This window comes from Microbacterium pratiae, assembly GCF_047302165.1.
GTDB lineage: Bacteria > Actinomycetota > Actinomycetes > Actinomycetales > Microbacteriaceae > Microbacterium.
Genome location: NZ_CP154843.1, coordinates 305,190 through 323,924, shown reverse-complemented (window position 1 = coordinate 323,924; position 18,735 = coordinate 305,190). Strand labels below are relative to the sequence as shown.

Annotated in this window: 16 protein-coding genes and 1 tRNA gene; 7 read left to right on the top strand and 10 right to left on the bottom strand. The window is 68.5% G+C overall.

From position 1 onward, the window contains the following. Positions 1–219: 219 nt before the first annotated feature. Entirely contained in the window at positions 220–627 is a 408-nt protein-coding gene (locus AA0Y20_RS01495; protein ID WP_023953832.1) for a hypothetical protein, read from the top strand. Between the two features lie 733 nt (positions 628–1,360). Here AA0Y20_RS01495 and radA read toward each other — a convergent pair. The 3 genes from radA to AA0Y20_RS01480 form a co-directional block, all read right to left on the bottom strand. Continuing rightward, complete coding sequence (radA, locus tag AA0Y20_RS01490; RefSeq protein ID WP_412936855.1) at positions 1,361–2,725, bottom strand: DNA repair protein RadA; 1,365 nt, start codon at positions 2,723–2,725, stop codon at positions 1,361–1,363. A 162-nt stretch (positions 2,726–2,887) separates the two neighbouring features. After that, positions 2,888–3,844 (bottom strand): L-lactate dehydrogenase, encoded by a 957-nt coding sequence (locus AA0Y20_RS01485; RefSeq protein ID WP_412936853.1) that lies wholly within the window; start codon positions 3,842–3,844, stop codon positions 2,888–2,890. 32 nt (positions 3,845–3,876) lie between these two features. Continuing rightward, a complete protein-coding gene (locus tag AA0Y20_RS01480; RefSeq protein ID WP_412936851.1) occupies positions 3,877–4,656 on the bottom strand; it encodes an SDR family oxidoreductase in 780 nt (259 codons plus the stop codon). Between the two features lie 100 nt (positions 4,657–4,756). On the opposite strand from AA0Y20_RS01480, the gene AA0Y20_RS01475 reads away from it, so the two are divergent. Beyond that, positions 4,757–5,614 carry a helix-turn-helix transcriptional regulator gene (locus tag AA0Y20_RS01475; protein ID WP_412936850.1) on the top strand — a complete coding sequence of 286 codons (858 nt, stop codon included), beginning with the start codon at positions 4,757–4,759 and terminating at the stop codon, positions 5,612–5,614. Here the strand turns inward: AA0Y20_RS01475 and AA0Y20_RS01470 are convergent. Next, positions 5,611–6,996: an MFS transporter gene (locus tag AA0Y20_RS01470; protein WP_412936848.1), complete on the bottom strand. Its 1,386-nt coding sequence runs from the start codon at positions 6,994–6,996 to the stop codon at positions 5,611–5,613. The two genes, AA0Y20_RS01475 and AA0Y20_RS01470, sit on opposite strands and share 4 nt — an antisense overlap. 71 nt (positions 6,997–7,067) lie before the next feature. On the opposite strand from AA0Y20_RS01470, the gene AA0Y20_RS01465 reads away from it, so the two are divergent. After that, positions 7,068–7,158: transfer RNA gene (locus AA0Y20_RS01465), tRNA-Ser, on the top strand. Positions 7,159–7,468: 310 nt separating this feature from the next. Here AA0Y20_RS01465 and AA0Y20_RS01460 read toward each other — a convergent pair. The 6 genes from AA0Y20_RS01460 to AA0Y20_RS01435 all read right to left on the bottom strand — a co-directional run bounded on the left by AA0Y20_RS01460 (position 7,469) and on the right by AA0Y20_RS01435 (position 15,190). After that, positions 7,469–9,709, bottom strand: coding sequence for a glycoside hydrolase family 3 N-terminal domain-containing protein (locus tag AA0Y20_RS01460; protein ID WP_412936846.1), 2,241 nt, complete (start codon positions 9,707–9,709; stop codon positions 7,469–7,471). Beyond that, positions 9,706–10,731: an ABC transporter permease gene (locus AA0Y20_RS01455; RefSeq protein ID WP_412936845.1), complete on the bottom strand. Its 1,026-nt coding sequence runs from the start codon at positions 10,729–10,731 to the stop codon at positions 9,706–9,708. The genes AA0Y20_RS01460 and AA0Y20_RS01455 overlap by 4 nt, the downstream gene beginning before the upstream one ends. Before the next feature lie 2 nt (positions 10,732–10,733). Continuing rightward, positions 10,734–11,813, bottom strand: coding sequence for an ABC transporter permease (locus AA0Y20_RS01450; protein ID WP_412936843.1), 1,080 nt, complete (start codon positions 11,811–11,813; stop codon positions 10,734–10,736). After that, positions 11,810–12,619: an ABC transporter ATP-binding protein gene (locus AA0Y20_RS01445; RefSeq protein WP_412936841.1), complete on the bottom strand. Its 810-nt coding sequence runs from the start codon at positions 12,617–12,619 to the stop codon at positions 11,810–11,812. Before AA0Y20_RS01445 ends, AA0Y20_RS01450 begins: the two co-directional genes overlap by 4 nt. Continuing rightward, the gene (locus AA0Y20_RS01440; RefSeq protein WP_412936839.1) at positions 12,616–13,440 is read right to left on the bottom strand and encodes an ABC transporter ATP-binding protein; all 825 of its coding nucleotides are present in this window, start codon (positions 13,438–13,440) and stop codon (positions 12,616–12,618) included. Before AA0Y20_RS01440 ends, AA0Y20_RS01445 begins: the two co-directional genes overlap by 4 nt. Before the next feature lie 88 nt (positions 13,441–13,528). After that, the gene (locus AA0Y20_RS01435) at positions 13,529–15,190 is read right to left on the bottom strand and encodes an ABC transporter substrate-binding protein (protein WP_412936837.1); all 1,662 of its coding nucleotides are present in this window, start codon (positions 15,188–15,190) and stop codon (positions 13,529–13,531) included. Positions 15,191–15,370: 180 nt separating this feature from the next. On the opposite strand from AA0Y20_RS01435, the gene AA0Y20_RS01430 reads away from it, so the two are divergent. From AA0Y20_RS01430 to AA0Y20_RS01415, 4 genes are all read left to right on the top strand, one after another. Further along, entirely contained in the window at positions 15,371–16,006 is a 636-nt protein-coding gene (locus AA0Y20_RS01430) for a TetR/AcrR family transcriptional regulator (protein WP_412936835.1), read from the top strand. 399 nt (positions 16,007–16,405) lie between these two features. Further along, positions 16,406–16,696, top strand: coding sequence for a hypothetical protein (locus AA0Y20_RS01425; RefSeq protein WP_412936834.1), 291 nt, complete (start codon positions 16,406–16,408; stop codon positions 16,694–16,696). A gap of 803 nt (positions 16,697–17,499) precedes the next feature. Further along, a complete protein-coding gene (locus AA0Y20_RS01420) occupies positions 17,500–18,195 on the top strand; it encodes a hypothetical protein (protein ID WP_412936832.1) in 696 nt (231 codons plus the stop codon). A 12-nt stretch (positions 18,196–18,207) separates the two neighbouring features. Continuing rightward, on the top strand, positions 18,208–18,570 hold the full coding sequence (locus AA0Y20_RS01415; RefSeq protein WP_412936830.1) for a GNAT family N-acetyltransferase: 363 nt from the start codon (positions 18,208–18,210) through the stop codon (positions 18,568–18,570). Positions 18,571–18,735: the final 165 nt, after the last annotated feature.

Below are 18,735 nucleotides of genomic sequence, written 5' to 3'. Positions count from 1 at the left end.
TTTTCTCACCCGTTCGGACGAGACACGGGGCGGGCGCGACCGTAATCTGTACTCAGCTCTTCGAGGAACCCCCCCCGCTGTCCCCAGCAGCGAGTAGTCGCGGAACCCCCCAGAATCGCGACGACGGATCCCCGCCTCGAACGAGCGATGGGCCCTCTCGATTTCCTCAGTCCCCAATGAAGAGTTCGAGAGGGCCCCTTCTCTCTCTAGGCTGAGGTGATGGCTGGAAAGAAGCGGGGCGCGAAGAAGCCGCTGCCCGAGTTCCGCAACCCGCAGCTCGCAGACGCCCTGCAGACGCAGGACATGGCCGCCCTCGCGTTCGCGTTGCGCCACGGGCCGACCGTCGTGCCGCTCATGCGGCCGGGAAACCGCGACGATCCGCGTGACGTGGGCGAGATCTGGACCTACCGCGATCCGAACACCGGTGATGTCGCCCTGCTGCTGTTCAGCGACGCGGCGCACAAGCCGGAGGCGCTGCCCGCTCACGTGGCGTTGCAGTCGCCGGGCGGTCTGCGCGCCTTCCTCGGAGTTCACGAGTCGGAGATCACCACGGTCTTCTTCGACATCGCGGGTCCTCACCCCATGCAGGCCGCTCCGCAGGACGTGATCGCCGCCCTCGACGCCTGACCCTGGCCTTGGGGCTCCGGGTTTGGGGCTTGGGCTTGGCTCCTCCGGGGTTGGGTTGGCATTTCGCGCCGCTTCGGGGTTCGGGGTGGGGGCGCGTGCTGCCAGGTGAGTCAGGGCCGGCTGGGGTGCGGGGTTTGGGTTGGCGCTTCGCGCCGCTTCCGGGTTCGGATGGGGGCGCGTGCTGCCAGGTGAGTCAGGGCCGGCTTGGGGCTTGGGGGTTGGGGCTTGGGGTTTGGGGCTTGGAACTTGGGGTTTGGGTTGGCATTTCGCGCCGCTTCCGGGGTCCGGTAGGGGCGCGTGCTGCCAGGTGAGTCAGGGCTAGCTGGGGTGCGGGGTTTGGGTTGGCGCTTCGCGCCGCCTCCGCGCTCGGGTAGGGGCGCGTGCTGCCAGGTGAGTCAGGGCTAGTTGGGGCTTGGGGTTTGGGTTGGCATTTCGCGCCGCTTCCGGGGTCAGGTGGGGGCGCGTGCTGCCAGGTGAGTCAGGGCCGGCTGGGGGCTTGGGCTTTGGGTTGGCATTTCGCGCCGCTTCCGGGTTCGGATGGGGGCGCGTGCTGCCAGGTGAGTCAGGGCCGGCTGGGGTGCGGGGTTTGGGTTGGCGGTTCGCGCCGCTTCTGCGCTCGGGTGGGGGCGCGTGCTGCCAGGTGAGTCAGGGCCGGCTGGGGTGCGGGGGTTGGGTTGGCGCTTCGCGCCGCTTCCCGGCTCGGGTGGGGGCGCGTGCTGCCAGGTGAGGGACGTCAGAAGCCTGCGTCGGCCACGGATGCCGCGGGCTGGCGCACCTGCAGATCGCGCATCGCTCCGCCGATGGTGCGCGACGAGGCATCCACCACGGCGGTGTATCCCATGCGCTTCGCTTCGGACTGGCGCTGGCTCGACTGCGTCACCGGGCGGATCTCGCCCGCGAGGCTGAGCTCGCCGAAGGCCGCCACCTGTCGCGACACGGCCTTGCCGCCGACGGCCCCCGCGATGGCGATGGCGATGGCGAGGTCGGCGGCGGGCTCGACCAGGCGCACGCCTCCCACGGTCGAGACGTAGACGTCCTGGTCGCTCGTGACGGCGACGCCGCGCTTCTCGAGCACGGCGAGGATCATCGCGACGCGAGCGCTGTCGACGCCGCTCACGACTCGGCGAGGATTGGGTGCGCCGGTCTTGAGGGTCAGCGCCTGGACCTCGACGGGCAACGCGCGTCGACCCTCGAGCGCGATCGTCACGCAGGTTCCGGGGACGGGGTCGCCGTGGCCGAGGAACAGTGCACTCGGATCGGGCACCTCTGCGATGCCGTCGCCCGTCATGTCGAAGCACCCGACCTCGTCGGTCGGCCCGAAGCGGTTCTTCAGCGCCCGGACGAAGCGCAGCGAGGTCTGTCGGTCGCCTTCGAACTGGCAGACGACGTCGACGAGGTGCTCGAGCACCCGGGGGCCGGCGATGGATCCGTCTTTCGTGACGTGCCCGACGATCAGGACGGGGAGATCTCGCTCCTTCGCGACGCGGATGAGCGTAGACGCCACTTCGCGGACCTGGCTCGGCTGGCCCGCGACCCCGTCGGACAGCGATGACGACACCGTCTGCACCGAGTCGACGATGAGGAGGTCGGGACGCACCTCGTCGACGTGGCCGAGCACCGTGGCGAGGTCGGTCTCGCTCGCGAGGTACAGGGCGTCGTGCAGTGCGCCGGTCCGCTCGGCGCGGAGCCGGACCTGACCGAGCGACTCTTCAGCACTCACGTAGAGCACGCGCCGCCCGGAGCGAGCCGACTGCGCGGCGACCTCGAGCAGGAGCGTCGACTTGCCGACGCCGGGCTCGCCCGACAGGAGGATCGCAGCGCCGGGGACCACCCCGCCGCCGAGCACGCGGTCGAACTCGCCGACACCGCTGGAACGTCGCGGCGCCTCGGTCGTGTCGATCTCGGTGATCGGACGCGCGGCGCGCGCAGCGCCGGGGCTGACCGCCGTCACGGTCGAGGTGATGCCGGTCTGTGTCGCCGCCTCGACGACGGTGCCCCACTGCTGGCACTCACCGCAGCGGCCGACCCACTTCGCCGTCGTCCACCCGCACTCGGTGCACTTGAAGGCCGTGGTGGGAGCGGGACGTCGAGAGGCCATGCGTCCAGGGTAGGCGCGACCTCCGACATCCCGCGGTCTCCGGCCCCTCGCGAGCCTCGACCCGATACAACTGTCGGACCGGTGGTGCGGATGTCGTCTCCCCGGGGCTCCGGGACGACACCAGCACCGCCGGTCCGACGGATGTATCGGCGTACCGACTGATCAGCCGCGCAGAGAGGTCGCGACCTCGCTGAGCGCCGCGGCCGAGTGCTGGAACAGCTCGAGCTCGCGCGCGGAGAACTCGATCTCACGCACCGGGAACGCGCCCTGGCGGTTGACGACCGACGGCACGGACAGGGCCATGCCGTCGACACCGTGGAAGTCGCGCAGCACCGTCGAGACCGGGAGCACGGCATCCTCGTCGCGCAGGATCGCCTCGACGATCCGGGCGCTCGAGAGGCCGATGGCGTAATTCGTCGCACCCTTGCCCTGGATCACCTTGTAGGCGGCGTCGCGGACGTCGATGGCGATCTGGTCGAGCTCCTCGGTCGTGAACTTGGGCTGACCGTCGAGCGGGACCCAGTCGAGGATCGGCACCGTGCCGATGGTGGCGTGCGACCACAGCGGGAACTCGGTGTCGCCGTGCTCGCCGACGATGTACGCGTGCACGCTCGAGATCGAGACGCCGGCACGGCGGGCGATCTTCCAGCGCAGGCGCGAGGTGTCGAGCACGGTGCCCGAGGCGAAGATGCGCTCGGGCGGCAGGTCGGTGGCCTCCTGCGCGAGAACGGTGAGCACGTCGCAGGGGTTGGTGACGATGACGAAGGTCGCGTTGGGGGCGACGTCGAGCAGCTGCGGCATCATCGACGCGATGATGCCCGCGTTCACGCCCGCGAGCTCGGTGCGCGTCTGGCCGGGCTTCTGCTTCGCTCCCGCGGTGATGACGACGACGTGCGAGCCCTCGGCGACCGAGATGTCGGATCCGCCGATGATGTCGCTCGAACCCGTGAACTGCGCCCCGTGCGCGAGGTCCAGGACCTCGGCCTCGGTCTTCTCCGTCGCGATGTCGTAGAGGGCCACGTGGCGGGCCGATCCCCGGATGAGGGCCGCGTAGGCGACGCTGGATCCGACGGCGCCCGCGCCGACGACGGTGAGTTTGGAGTTCTCGATCGCGCTCATGATCTCAGTCTGGCAGGGGCGAATGAGAGTCGCTACCGGACCCCACGCCGGCCCGCGTGCGGGTCGCTTGCGTTGAGTGCGCGCACGACGTCGGCGTAGTCGCCGCGAGCCTCGCCGTGGCGGAGGAACTCGACGCGCTCGACGAGCACCTCCTGCACGTCGGCATCCCGCTCGAGGATCGACATCACCTCGTCGACGAACTCGTCGAGCGGCTGCGCCTGCGGGTTCTCGGCGTGACCGGGCATGAGATCTGTCTGCACAGCGGGCGGCACGAGTTCCACGATCGACACGGGCGAGGCCGCGTACTGGAGCCGGAGCGATTCGCTCAGCATGTGGATCGCCGCCTTCGTGGCGTTGTAGCTGGGCGTCGCAGCGAGCGGGGCGAAGGCCAGCCCCGACGAGACCGTCATGATCGTCGCGGCGGGGCGGCTCAGCAGGTGCTCGATGAACGCGCCGATCAGCCGGATGGGCCCGAGCAGGTTCGTTGTGACGGTGCGTTCCGCGCTGTCGACGAAGCCCGCGGGAGAGGTCCAGTCCTCGGCGTTCATGATGCCCGCCATCGTGACGAGCACATCGAGACCGGGATGCCGCTCGAGAACCTCGCCGGCGGCACGGTCGATGGATGCGGCATCCGACGTGTCGATCTCGACGCCGTCGATGCCCGGGTGCGACGAGCGGAGGTCGTCGATGAGTTCGCGCCGGCGGCCACCGACGATGACCGTGTTGCCGCGCTCGGCGAGAGCGATGGCGAGCGCGCGGCCGATGCCGCTCGTCGCGCCGGGGATGAAGATGGTGCGTCCGGTGATGTCCATGCGACGACTCTCGTCGCGGCATCCGTGCGCATCCAGGCACGCGTGAACGGGGGAGCGGTGATCCCTGGCTCGGTCGGGTCGCCGCGGCCACAATGAATACGTGGACCGCGCCGCACTCGCCCGATTCCTCCGCGCACGTCGAGAGCGACTGCGTCCGGAGGATGTCGGGCTGCCGTCCGGCGAGCGCCGCCGCGTGGCGGGGCTCCGACGCGAGGAGGTCGCGCAGCTCGCCCTGATGAGCGCGGACTACTACACGCGGCTCGAGCAGGAGCGCGGGCCGCAGCCGAGCCTGCAGATGCTCGCGTCGCTCACGCGCGCCCTGCGCCTCTCTCGCTCGGAGCGCGACCACCTGCACCGGCTCGCCGGGCACACGCCGCCCGAACGTTCCGGCGCTGCCGATCATGTGGCACCCGCGCTTCAGCGGGTGCTCGACCGGCTCGACGACATCCCGGCGCTCGTGATCACCGAGCTCGACGAGACTCTCGCGCAGAACGCGCTCGCGCGGGCCCTCTTCGGCGCGCGGGAACGGCGCACCGGGCCCGAACGCAGCGGCGCCTGGTGCTGGTTCGCGCATCCTGTCAGCGAGCGGGCCGTGTATCCGGCATCCGATCATGACCGGCAGAGCCGGGCCATCGTGGCCAACCTCCGGGCCGTCGCGGGTCGGGGTGGCGCGGGGTCGCGGGCCGCGCGTCTCGTCGAGGACCTGCGCGAGCGGAGCGCCGAGTTCGCGTGGCTCTGGGATCTCGAAGAGGTGGCCGAGCGCTTCGCGGACCACAAAGTCGTGGTGCATCCGGCCGTCGGCGAGATCGAGGTCGACTGCCAGGTTCTCTTCACGGACGACCGCTCGCAGGCGCTCCTCACCCTCACACCCGAGCCCGGTTCGGAGGCGGCGGAGAAGCTGCGGATGCTGTCGGTGCTCGGCCCCCTCGCGGCGGAGCGCTCGCCGGGCGCGCGCTAGCCCGCCGCTGCCGGGGCGGTGGCTGAGGGTGCGCTGTTCCGGATGCCGGCGAAGGCGATGAGCCCGCCCGCGGCCATGAGCGCCGCGGTGACGATCGCCGCCCGGTGGAATCCATCGAGGTCGAGCGCGCCGCCCACGATGGGTGCGAGGAAAGCGATGATCACGAGGCCGGCGACCCGTGCGACGGCGTTGTTCACCGCTGACGCGATGCCCGAACGTTCCGGGTCGACGGCGCCGAGGATCGTGGCGGTGAGGGGCGAGACCGTCGCGCCGAGTCCGAGCCCGAACACGACGAGGCCGGGGAGCACCTGCCACCAGTAGTCGAACTCCTCGTCGACCAGCAGCAGCATCAGCGCGCCACCGGCCATGACGAGGGGGCCGAAGGTCATGAAGATCCGGCCGCCGAAGCGCTCCGCGAGGGAGCCGGCCCCGGGGCTCAGCGCGATCAGCAGCACCGTCGTCGGCAGGCTCGCGAGCCCGGCCAGCGTCGCGCTGAGGCTCGCGCCTTCTTGCAGGTACACGCCGACGACGAAGCCGTTGAGCGACAGCGCGGCGTACACGAACAGCGTCGCGAGGTTGCCGGTCCAGTAGTTGCGCACCCGGAAGAGCCCGAGCGGGAGGATCGGATGCCGCGACGTGCGCTGCCGCAGCAGGAACGCCGCGAACATGACGGCGCCGCCGGCCAGCGGCATCCAGATCGCGGGGGAGCTCCAGCCGAGGTTCGGCTGCTCGATGAGGGCGAAGACCATGCCGCCGAGGCCGGCCGTGCACAGGGCGGCGCCGAGCCAGTCGATCCCCGCGTCGGCCCGCCGCTCGTCGTGGCCGGGCAGTCGGGTCACGAGCCAGAGGGTGACGGCGACGGGGATGACGTTGACGAGGAACGCGTAGCGCCACGAGAGCAGATCGACGAAGAGGCCGCCCAGCAGGGGGCCGACGAGCGAGGCCCCCGTCGTGAACGCGGTCCACAGGCCGATCGCGCGCGAGCGCTCGTGGCCCTGGAGGAGCGACGTGATGAGGGCGAGCGAGCTCGGCACGAGGAAGGCACCCGCCGCGCCTTGGACGGCGCGCGCGGCGATGAGGAAGACCGGATCCTGCGCGAGTCCCACGGCGACCGAGGCGATGCCGAAGCCGATCAACCCGATGCGCAGCACGAGGAGGCGCCCGTAGGCGTCGCTCACCGAGCCCGCGAGAAGGATGAGTGACGAGAGCGTCAGCAGGTACGCGTCGACCGCCCACTGCTGCGTCGCGAGTCCGCCGCCGAGCTCGCGCTCGATCGCTGGGAGCGCGACGTTCACGATCGTGCTGTCGAGGAACGCGACGGATGATGCGAGCGACGCGATCGCGACGATGAGAGCCGTCTGCGGGGTCGATGATCGCGTCACAGGCACACGCTACGCCCGACCCGGGACATCGCGGTTCGCGGCATCGTCCGAGATGTCGTAAGCTGGTCGGCGGTGACGTGTCCGAGCGGCCGAAGGTGCAACTCTCGAAAAGTTGTGTAGGGTAACCCCCTACCGTGGGTTCAAATCCCACCGTCACCGCCAGTGAAAACCCCCGGTTATCCGGGGGTTTTCTGCATGTTGTGGGCGTGCGTGGTGCATTTTTGGTGCAGATCTGAAGCTGAAGTCGTGGCATACGCCAGTGTCCTGGGGGCCCGGTTTGGAGCGAACCGAGGCTGTCGCTGGCCGCATTCGCGGGCACACACGAGCTGGTGAAGTCAGCCCTCGACTGCGCTCCCCGCCAAAACGATCGTTTCTGGCTGGCTCGTCGACGCAGTCTCACCGGTCGTCCGCATGGGGTCCCCGATCGCCTCGCCAGCAGAGAGCGCATCCCGACGGCGACCGCTCGTCGGGTTCAGCGGATCTCGAACGACACCGACCGTAGCGACTCGCTGCGGGACGACGGTCCGATGAGCAGCTCGAACTCTCCGGGTTCCACGATGCGGGTGCCGGCGGCATCCACGATCGTGCACTCGGATGCCGGCAGATCGATCTCGATCGTGGCGCTGGTGCCGGCGGCCAGGTCGACGTGCCGGTACGTCTTGAGTTCCTTGTCGGCCCAGCTGACGGACGTCACCGTGTCGCGAACGTAGACCTGGACGATCTCGTGCGCAGTGCGCGCACCGGAGTTCCGCAGCGTGATCCGCGCTCGGACGGTGTCGCCGGCCCCGACGACGGGGGTGAGGATCTCGGGCTCGTCGTACTCGACGGTCGTGTACGACAAGCCGTCGCCGAACGCGAAGGCCGGCTCCTGCGTGAGATCGGCGTAGCGGTCGCCGTGCTGACCGCGGATCTGGTTGTAGTACGTCGGCTGCTGACCGGCGTGACGCGCGAACGAGATCGGCAGCCGCCCGGCCGGCTCGATCTCGCCGAGCAGCAGCTCCGCGATCGCGCGGCCGCCCTGCATGCCCGGATTCGCGACCCAGACCACGGATGCCTCGCGCACCGACTCCGGCAGGACGAGAGGCTTCGACGCCATGAGCACGACGACGAGCGGCCGGCCCGTCGCCGCGAGGGCGTCGAGCAGGGCTCGCTGGCCGCCGATGAGGTCGAGCGTCGCGGTCGAGCGGCCCTCGCCGACCAGCTCGATCCGGTCACCGACGACGGCGACGACGACGTCCGAGCGCTCCGCGAGGGCGACCGCCTCGGCGATCTGCGTCTCGTCCGGGTCGCTCGGGACGATGATGGCCGGACGCGGCTGGCCGTCGGGGAACGTCCCGGCCGGATCGTCGGTGAGGCGGAGGATTTCCGCACCCTGGGCGTAATCGACCGTCGCCCCTGAACGCTCGCGCAGCCCATCGAGCACTGTCGTTATCTGCGCCCGCGGGTGCCCCTGCGGCATCCAGTCGACCTGTCCGGAGGAGCCCGCCCAGTCGCCCAGCTGGGTCTGCGCGTCGTCCGCGAGGGGACCCACGACGGCGATGCGCCGCGCGCTGGGCGCGAGAGGCAGCGTGCCGTCGTTGCGCAGCAGCACAAGCGAGCGCCGCGTGACCTGGAGGTTGAGGTCGGTGTGGGAGCCGCGGGCGACCACCGAGGCGATGCGCTCCCGATCGGGCAGGCGGGGGTTCTCGAACAGGCCGAAGCGAAACTTCAGCGACAAGATGCGGCCGACGGCCTGATCGATGTCGGCCTCGGTCAGCATCCCCCGGTCGACGGCCTCGAGCGCCCCGGAGAAGAACCCGGGCGTCGTCATGATCATGTCGTTCCCGGCTCGCACGGCGGCCGCCGCCGCGTGAGTGTGGTCTGGCTGCACCTTCTGCTCCCACACCATGCGTCCGACGTTGTCCCAGTCGGTGATGAGGGTGCCCGTGTAGCCCCACTCGCCGCGGAGGACGTCGCTGAGCAGCCAGTCGTTCACCGTGATCGGCACGCCGTCGGTGGTCTGATAGCCGAGCATGAAGGTGCGGCATCCCTCGCGAGCGACGCGTTCGAACGGCGGCAGAAACCAGGAGCGCAGCTTGCGGCGCGAGATGTCGGCCTCGCTGGCGTCGCGCCCGCCCTGCGTCTCGGAGTATCCGGCGAAGTGCTTCGCCGTTGCGAGGATCGCGTCGGGGTCGCCGAGGCCGTCTCCCTGATACCCGCGGACCATGGCTGAGGCGAGCTCGCCGATGAGGAAGGGGTCCTCGCCGAAGGTCTCGTTCACGCGGCCCCAGCGCAGATCGCGCGCGATGCAGAGGACAGGGGAGAAGGTCCAGTGGATGCCGGTGGCCGCCGCCTCTGCGGCGGTCGCCTTCGCAACCAGCTCGACGAGCTTCGGATCCCATGTCGAGGCCATGCCGAGTTGGGTCGGGAAGATGGTCGCGCCCTCCCAGAAGGAGTGTCCGTGGATGCAGTCCTCGGCTACCAGCAGCGGGATGCGCAGCCGCGTCTGCGCCGTGAGCTCGGCGGCACGGAGAACCTTCTCGGGGGACGTGTGCAGAATCGAGCCGGCGTGGCGCTCGTGCACGATGTGCTCGAGGTCCTCGCGGGCGTCGAACTGCATCATCTGCCCGACCTTCTCGGGGAGCGTCATGCGTCCCAGCAGGTCAGCGACCCTCTCCTCGACGGTCAGCGCGGGGTCGCGGTAGGGGGCAGCGGGCAGGTCGACGACGGTCATGCGGTGCTGTCCTTCGAGGTCGTGCTGTGCGGTGCGGCAGAGGCGGGGGCGCGGACGACCGTGACGGCGTCGTTGACGTTCAGCCCCTTCTTCTTCATCGCGCGGGCGCGCTCGCCGGCCGAACGCAGACGCGGGTTCACGTACTCGTCGATGCCGAAGTTGATGAGCGAGAGTGCGACGCCGATCGCGGCGATGCACAGGCCGGGAGGCAGGTACCACCACCACTGGTTCTGCCGGAACGCGCCCTGGGCGCTCGCCCAGTTGAGGATGGTGCCCCAGTTGTAGGTGTTCACGGGGATGACGCCGATGTACGAGAGCGTCGTCAGCCCGAGGATGGCGGCGGTCACGGTACCGACGAAGCTCGCGGCGATGAGAGCCATGAGGTTCGGCAGCATCTCCACAGCGATGATGCGGTGCAGCGGCTCGCCGTTGGCGCGGGCGGCCTGAATGAAGTCGCGGTTGCGCAGCGACATCGTCTGCGCGCGCAGGACGCGTGCGCCCCACGCCCATCCGGTGATGCCGAGAACGGCCGCGATGAGCACGAGCGGCGGCTGCTCGAACATCGACGCGACGATGATGATGAGAGGCAGACCGGGGATGACGAGGAAGACGTTGGTCAGCGCCGACAGGCCTTCGCTCTTCCAGCCCCGGACGTACCCCGAGACGACACCGACGACGATCGCGATGATCGTCGCGATGATGGCGGCGAGGAAGCCGACGACGATCACGCCGCGGGTGCCGTGGATGACCTGGCTGAGGACGTCCTCGCCGATATGGGTCGTGCCGAGCCAGTGCTCGGCCGACGGCGGCTGGAAGCGCGCCGTGTTGTCGACCTGCGTCGGCGAGAACGGCGCGAGGACGTCGGCGAAGATCGCGATGAGGACGAAGAAGCCGAGGATCGCGAGGCCTGTGATCGACTTCGCGTTGCGGAACATCGCGAACGCCGAGCCGAGACGCGACCAGAAGGTGTTCGGGATCGGCTCCTGCGTGCGGGCCATGCGGATGGTGGCGGTTGCAGTCATGGTCAGGCCTCCGTCTGGCGGGTGCGGGGGTCGAGGAACGCGTACGCGATGTCGGCGAGGATGTTCGCGACGAGCACCGACAGCGTGATCACGAGGAAGACGCCCTGCATGAGCGCGTAGTCCTTCGCGTTGGTGGCGTCCAGGAGCAGCTTGCCGACGCCGGGGTAGCTGAAGACCATCTCCATGACGATCGTGCCGCCGACGATGAAGCCGATCGACAGTGCGAAGCTCTGGATCTGGGGGAGCACCGCGTTGCGCGCGGCGTAACGCCAGAGGACCCGTGAGTTCGGCATCCCCTTGGCCTGTGCGACCGTGATGTAGTCCTCGTCGAGCACCGTCAGCATCATGTTGCGCATGCCGAGCATCCAGCCGCCGAGCGAGGCGATGATGATCGTCACCGCCGGGAGGGTGCCGTGGTGGATCACCTGTCCGATGAACTCGGGGGTGAACTCCGGCGAGACCCCGACTCCGTACGCCTTGCCGATCGGGAACCACTTGAGGTTCACCGAGAAGAGCGCGATGGCGAGCAGACCGAGCCAGAAGTAGGGGATCGTGCTGAGGAAGGTCGTGACCGGGATCAGGACCTCGGAACGGCTGCCGCGACGCCAGCCGATGACGGCGCCGCCGATCGTGCCGATGAGGAACGAGACGATCGTGGCGAACCCGACGAGGCCGATCGTCCACGGCAGCGACTGGCTGATGACCTCGGTCACGGGACGGAGGCCGTGCAGCAGCGAGACGCCGAGATCGCCGCGGAACAGGAGGCCCCAGTAGTCGAGGTACTGCTGCCACAGCGACTTGTCGGTGTCGATGCCCAGCAGGGCGCGCAGGGCGTCCGCTGCCTCGGGGGTGACGTTCCGGTTGCGGGCGAGGTACTGATCGACCGCGTCGCCCTTCATGAACCGGGGCAGGAAGAAGTTGATCGTGATCGCCGCCCACAGCGTGAACAGGTAGAAGAGGGCGCGACTGCCGAGGAAGCGCCACGGGATGCGGGTGCGTCCTCTGACTGTCGCGGTGGCGGTCGTGCCGACCTCAAGTGCGTCAGTCGGTTCGACGGGCGGTTGCGGCTGGACGGCGGTCATCGGGCACCTCCGGGCAGTCCCGGAGCCGTTGCGAAGTGGCTCTCGGGGTCGGGGGACGCAGCGCGGAGCTCCTGCGTGTAGGGGTTCTGCGGGCGCAGGATGACGTCGTCGGCGGTGCCGCTCTCGACGACCCTGCCTTGGTTGAGGACGAGGATCTCGTCGCTGAAGTGCCGCGCGGTCGCGAGGTCGTGGGTGATGTAGAGCACCCCGAGCCCCTCTTCGCGCTGCAGGTCGGCGAGCAGGTTCAGCACTCCCATGCGGATCGAGACGTCGAGCATCGACACGGGCTCGTCGGCGACGAGCAGGCGGGGACGGGATGCCAGCGCCCGGGCGATCGCGACGCGTTGCCGCTGTCCGCCCGAGAGCTCGTGCGGGCGACGGTCGATGACCGAATCGGGGTCGAGGCGCACGCGCTCGAGGAGCCGGCGGACCTCGTCCTCGACCTCGCGCTTCGGGACCACGTTGTCCAGGCGCAGCGGGCGCTCTATGTGGTGGCGGATCGAGTGGTAGGGGTTCAGTGAGGCGAAGGGGTCCTGAAAGACCATCCGCAGCTGCTGGCGGTAGCTACGCAGCCCTCTGCCGCGGCGGGGAATGGGCGTGCCGTCGAGGCGCACCTCGCCGCTCGTGGGGGTCTCGAGTTGGGTCAGGATCTTGGCGATGGTCGACTTGCCGCTGCCGGACTGCCCGACGAGGCCGATCGTCTGCGCGGACGTCAGTGTGAACGAGACGTCGTCGAGGGCTTTCATCTCTCCCGCGCCGCGCACGTGGTACACCTTCGTGACGCCGTCGAATTCGAGTGTGGTCATCGGACGACGACCCCCCTTTCACCGGTGAGTCGCGGGAACGAGGACAGCAGGGTGCGCGTGTACTCGTGCTGCGGGGCGGTCCAGATGCGTTCGGCAGTGTCGATCTCGACGATCTCGCCTTCCCGCATGATGGCGATGCGGTCGCTGATCTCGAGGAGCAGCGGCAGGTCGTGGGTGATGAAGATGACGGAGAAGCCGAACGCGTGGCGCAGCTGCGAGATCTGCTTGAGGATCTCGCGCTGGACGAGCACGTCGAGCGCGGTGGTCGGCTCGTCCATCACCATCAGCTGCGGGCGGAGGGCGAGCGCCATGGCGATCATGACGCGCTGGCGCGTCCCGCCGGAGAGCTCGTGGGGGAAGGAACGGCTGCGGGCGGCGCCGACCTTGACGATCTCGAGAAGTTCGTTCACGGCGTCGCGCCGCGCGGCGCGGTTCATGTCGGGGCGGTGGACCTCGAAGACGTCGGAGAGCTGCGAGCCGATCGTGGCGACCGGGTTGAGCGCGTTCATCGCGCCTTGGAAGACCATGGAGATCTTGTCCCAGCGGAAGCGGCGCATCTCCTCCGGGTCGAGCGAATTGACGTCGACGTCCTCGCCGGAGACGTCGCGGAAGACGACGGAACCGCTGGAGATGACGGCGGGCGCCTTGAGCAGGCGCTGCACCCCATAGGCGAGGGTCGTCTTGCCGCATCCGCTCTCGCCGGCGAGCCCCAGAATCTCGCCGCGGCGCAGTTCGAGGCTGACGTTCTTGACGGCTTCGACCGGGGGGTCGACGTCGTAGACGACGGAGAAGTCGTCGACGGACAGTAACGAATCGCGCATCGGTGCGTGCTCGCTTTCGTGGAGGTGAGCAGGGGTGACGGGGTGGATGCCATCGGGCCAGCGGCATCCGCCCCGTCACTCGGTCGGGTTACTCTGCGGGCTTGAGCTTCGTCAGGATCTGCACGATGCCGGGCTGCGTCGGGTCACCTGCGGCGTACTGGTCGTCCTCAGAGGGCCAGCCGACGTAGTTGCGCGTGTTGAACTCGCCGAGGAGCGGGTGCGCACCGAGCGGGATCGCCGGGATGTTCTCGACGAACGCCTTTTGCAGGACGGCGCTGGCGCCGGCGCGCTCCTCATCGGAGCTCGCATTGGCGTAGGTGTTCAGCGCCTCGGTCACCTGCGGGTCGTCGAAGCGACCGAAGTTGAATGACGCCTTGTCGTCGACGATCCACTTCGGGTCCATCGTCGACGTGTACAGGCCGTACGCGTTCCCGGTGTCCTCGAGCCAGTGGATGATCGCGTCGAAGTCGCCTTCCTGGCGGGCGGAGTCCCAGCCGCCCCAGTCGGGCTGGTCGACGTTGACCTTGATGCCGAGCGCCTTGTCGAGCTCCTCAGAAATGAGGGCCTGCTCGGTGTTCCAGTCGCTCCAGCCGGCGGGGACCGAGATCGAGAACTCGACGGCCTCACCGTCAGGGTCCGTCAGCGCGCCGCTGTTCCAGGTGTAGCCGGCGTCCTCGAGGACTTCCTTCGCCTTGTCGACATCGACCGAGTAGTTGTCGTCCGTGAACTCGTCGATGATCTCGCTCTCGAGCACGGAGCTCAGGCCGGTCTTGTTCCAGATCGCCTCGCTCGCGCCTTCGCGGGCGATGTCGACGTAGGCCTCGCGGTCGATCGTCCACGCCAAAGCCTCGCGCAGCGCCGGGTCGTTGAAGGGCTTGCGCTGCAGGTTCATGAACAGCGTGCCGGCACCCGGGGTCGGCGAGACGAGGAAGACGTTGTCGGGGTCGGCGTCGAGGTAGCTCTCCTGGATCTGCGGGATGAATGCCTGCGCCCAGTCGGCGTCGCCGGTGGCGAGCGCGGTCGTGAGGGCCGCGTTGTCGCCGTAGGAGACGTAGTTGAGCTGAGGCACGGCGAGCTCGCCGCCCCAGTAGTCGGGATTGGCGGTCAGCGAGACCGACTCGGTCGACCAGTTGGAGAGGACGTAGGGACCGGTGCCGACGGCCTTGCCCTCATCGGTGAGGGGGTCGGTGTTGGGGTCGGCGATGTCCTTCCAGATGTGCTCGGGCACGACCGGGGTGTGCAGGACGCGGCCCTGAGCAGTGAACTTCGACTCGTCGAAGGTGATCGTCACGGTGTCGCCGTCGGCCGTGACGTCGGTGACGCCCAGCGCGCCGGTGTCGGTGAGCTTTCCGCTCAGGTACTGGGTGAAGGTGAAGACGATGTCGTCGGCGGTGAAGTCTTCGCCGTCGCTCCACTTCACGCCGCTGCGGGGCGTGACGGTGAGCTGCGTGTAGTCGTCGTTCCATTCGACCGTCTCGGCCAGCCACGGGGTGGTGCCAAGGTCGCCGGTGGGGTTCACGAGGGCGAGGGACTCGAAGATGACTTTGCCGTAGCCGTACTTCGACGCGGAGGAGTCTGCCAGGTACGGGTTGTGCGATTCGGTCGTTATCGCGCCGTCGGGTTTGGCGATGGTGAGCACAGCTCCGCTGCCGCTCGCGTCGGAATCGTTGTCACCGCCACCGGCGGCGCAGCCGGTGAGGATCAGTGCCGCGGTAAGACCGGCGGCGGCGAGGGAGGTTTTCAGCCTCATTGCGTCTCCTTCAGGTGTGGTTTCGGCGCCACGACATGGTCCTTGCAGGAGTGCCACTCGGCGCTGAGTGTGATCGCAAGAGAGAACTTACAATCAAGTAAGTAAGTTCACAAGCCTCAAAGACGCGGACCCCGGATCCTGCGTAAGATCTGATCCGCAACGGGGAGAAGAAGGCACACCATGGCCGAGAATCGGCAGCAGACGAAGTCGCGCCCGGCGACGCTCGTGCGTCGACGGGAGATCCTCGACGCGGCGCAGGAGATCTTCGGGGCCAAGGGCTTCGCGAACGGCACCCTGCAGGACATCGCGGACCAGGTCGGGATGACGCACGCCGGCATCCTTCATCACTTCGGGTCGAAGGATCAGCTGCTGCTCGAAGTTCTCGAGCACAGGGATCAGACGGATGTCGCGGACCTGGACGGCGGACGCATCCCCGGTGGGATGGCTCTGTTCCGCCATCTCGTGCGCACGGCGATGACGAACATGCGACGAGCGGGGCTTGTCCAGACCTACGCAGTGCTGTCGGCGGAGTCGGTCACCGATGACCACCCGGGGCGGGCGTACTTCGAGCACCGCTATACCGAACTCCGCCGAGATCTGCGCGAGGCATTCGAGCGGATCTGCGAGGAACGGGGAATCACCGATCCGGGATCGATCGAGTACGGGGCGGCGGCGATCCTGGCGGTCATGGACGGTCTGCAGGTGCAGTGGCTGCTCGACCCGACAGCGGTCGACCTGGGGCGAGCGTCGGAGTTCGCGATCGAGGCGATCGTGGCGTCGGTGATCGATCCGCGTCCGTCGATCCTGGACATCTAGCGCTGGCGATCACCCTTGTGGGTCACACCTGTGGGCGCCCGAATACTGCCTGCGCTACCGGCCCGCTGCCCGCTTTTTCCGGCTTGCAGGATCGCGAGCTCCCGACGCTGTAGCGCGTGCTGTCCCGGCCTTTGTCGCCGGCGACGTCGACGAGTGATCGGACGCTGTACGAGCGTGAATCTGCGCCGACACCTCCCCGAAGCCCCACGTCCGAGCGCGTGCCTTCGGATAGTGCGGATAAGTGCGAACATCGCGGGTCAAGTACAGACCCCGTGAAGTGAGATGGGGCTGAGCAGTGGGTCGCAGTCCGCCGGCGCAAGCGGTCCCTCGACGAATGCGCGGGTCGCCCGGCAGGATGGGGGGATGTCGCGTCGTGCCGCTAATCGAGATTCTTCTCTCGTGAGCGACGCCGATGAAGAGGGCATTCGCAGGCGGCTTGAGCAGCTCGACGCCGAAGAGCGCGACCTCCATGGGAAGGACGCGACTCCGCTGGCGTTCCTGGCGCACTCAAGCCACTTGCGGCAGGAGGAGATCGACGAAGAGCGTGCCGAACTGCGTGCGGCCCTCGGTCACGATGAGACCTCCGGTGCCTCCAGGCGGCGCTCTCAGCTTCCGGGATGGATTCTGCTGACTGCCGGCGTCGGGGTGATCATGGCGGTTCTCGCTATCACCTCTGCGCTGATCGCCTGATCGGCAAGGCGGCGGGTCGGTGCTTGCCGGTTTGATCGCACGTTCTTCGGCAGCGCTTGGCAGCTCCGACCAACAGCGGCTAAGCAGGTGCTGACCGCGAACACGAAGCAACGTGGCCCGGGGAGGTTCGCGCGACCGTGGCTCGTCCGGCTGCGGGATCCGTAGCGGAGCGATCGGCCCCGAAAAGCTCCTCGACGCCGACCGGGTCACGCCCTATGGTCGCTCTTATGAGCGGCGGATTCCGGAACGACGAGCTGGCTCGAGCGTTCGTCGCCGCCGCCGCCGGCGTGCCGGAGCCGGTGGGCTAGCGATGGAGATTCCGCAGCCGCCGTCAGACCCGAAGGCGCGGGCGCGCAGCCATCAGCTGATGGTTGCGAGTCTGCTCAGTTCGTCCCTGGCTGGGTTGCTCCTGGTGCTCGCGATCGATGACCCTGGTAACCCGGTGCGCTGGGTCGTGCTCGCGGGCTGGATCGTTTTCGCCGTCGCTGCCAACATCTACGCCTGGCGCCGGTACTACCGCGCGTATCCACCCGAGCCTTGGCCTGGGAGCACGGGGCCGAGAAGCGGCCGCGTCCGTGAGGCGCCCTTCACCGATGGCGGTCTGTCGGGTCGTTCTGACCGCGCATCTGACGAGCCATGAGAGCCCAGACGGTGATGGCGCTCCGCACCCACAGCACGGTGCAAGCCGTTCGCTAGGCGCCAGCATCGCGATCAGCCAGAACGGTCGTCAGCCTTCCGCGTCGGTACAGAACGAAGAAGGGGTTGCGTGCCCCGCATTTCCCGCACGATCGTAGGGTGCAGTCATGGCGGAAGTATCGGAAGACGAGCGACGACGGCTCGCAGAGCGGGTTTTCGGACCGGGAGCAGAGCCGACGCCATCGGAAATTCGTGAGTTCGCTGCCCTCAGCGCTGGAGCCTCGCCCCGGATGCTGCTCCACGCACGGCAGGACGCAGGCGACGGCGCCGAGATTGCTTTCGGCCCTACCCGGCGAGAGGTGGAGGCGATGCCGCGCGCGTCATCTTCGCGGGTCGGTCTGGCGCTCGTCGCGACCGCGTGTGGCTTCCTCGGTGGCGCCGGAATAGTCGCCCTCGGAAGCAACGCGCCCGATCAAGGCTTACCGGAGGCGGCGGTGTACGTCGATGCGCCTGAAGACCCGGCACCCGATCCGAACGATTGGGCCTTGAACAGCCTTGTCTCCCTGGGTGCCTACTTAGAGACCGACGTATGGTTGGCCCTGTCGAAAGATCGAATGCGTGAGTGCATGATCACCAGCGGCGCGGACGGAGGGGTGACCTGCAAGCCTGCGGGAAGCGATCAAGTTCTATCCTCCGGCTCGATCGCGAAACAATCGGACGGCTCGATCGTGCGAAGGAGTTTCACGGTGGAGGCCAGCGGCGACGTGCGAACGCTGCAGGCTAGCGTCGAGGTCTTCGACTCTATGGACGATGCCGTGGCAGTTCATGAGCGATTTCAGCACGGTCCCAAGAACGGCGTGTGAGACCGGGCCCCGGTGAACGACCGCGCACGAGTGGAAGACGTGATCGTGGCATCGAGCGATGGTCGGCCAGTCGGCTATGTCCGAACGCTTCACAGGCCGAGCGAGTACGGCGACTGGTACATCGCCGGCCTCGGGGTGTCGCCGGCTTCTCGATCGATAGGGATCGGCCGCAGCCTCGTTCAAGCTGCCCTCGAGAAGGCGGCGATCGGAGGCGGCGCTCGCGTGTGGCTCAAGGTTCTCTCGACGAACGAACCAGGGCTGCGTCTCTACCGGTCGCTCGGCTTCGCAGAAGCAGCTCGATTCTCGGGGGTCTTCACGAGCCGGCCGGGCGTGGATGACCTTCGACTGAGCATTACGCTGCCGCTGGCGCCGTAAACGTTCGTTTGCGGCAGGCTCGTCAACGTCGACGATCAGCTGCGCGACACGCCGAGGATCCACCCAACGAAACCCCCTGCCGAACCGATTCGCGCCGGACCTCAGCGGCCCTGTTTCCGGCATGGCACATGAAGCCGGCTAAGCCTGAGTCTCGAAGCGGGAGCG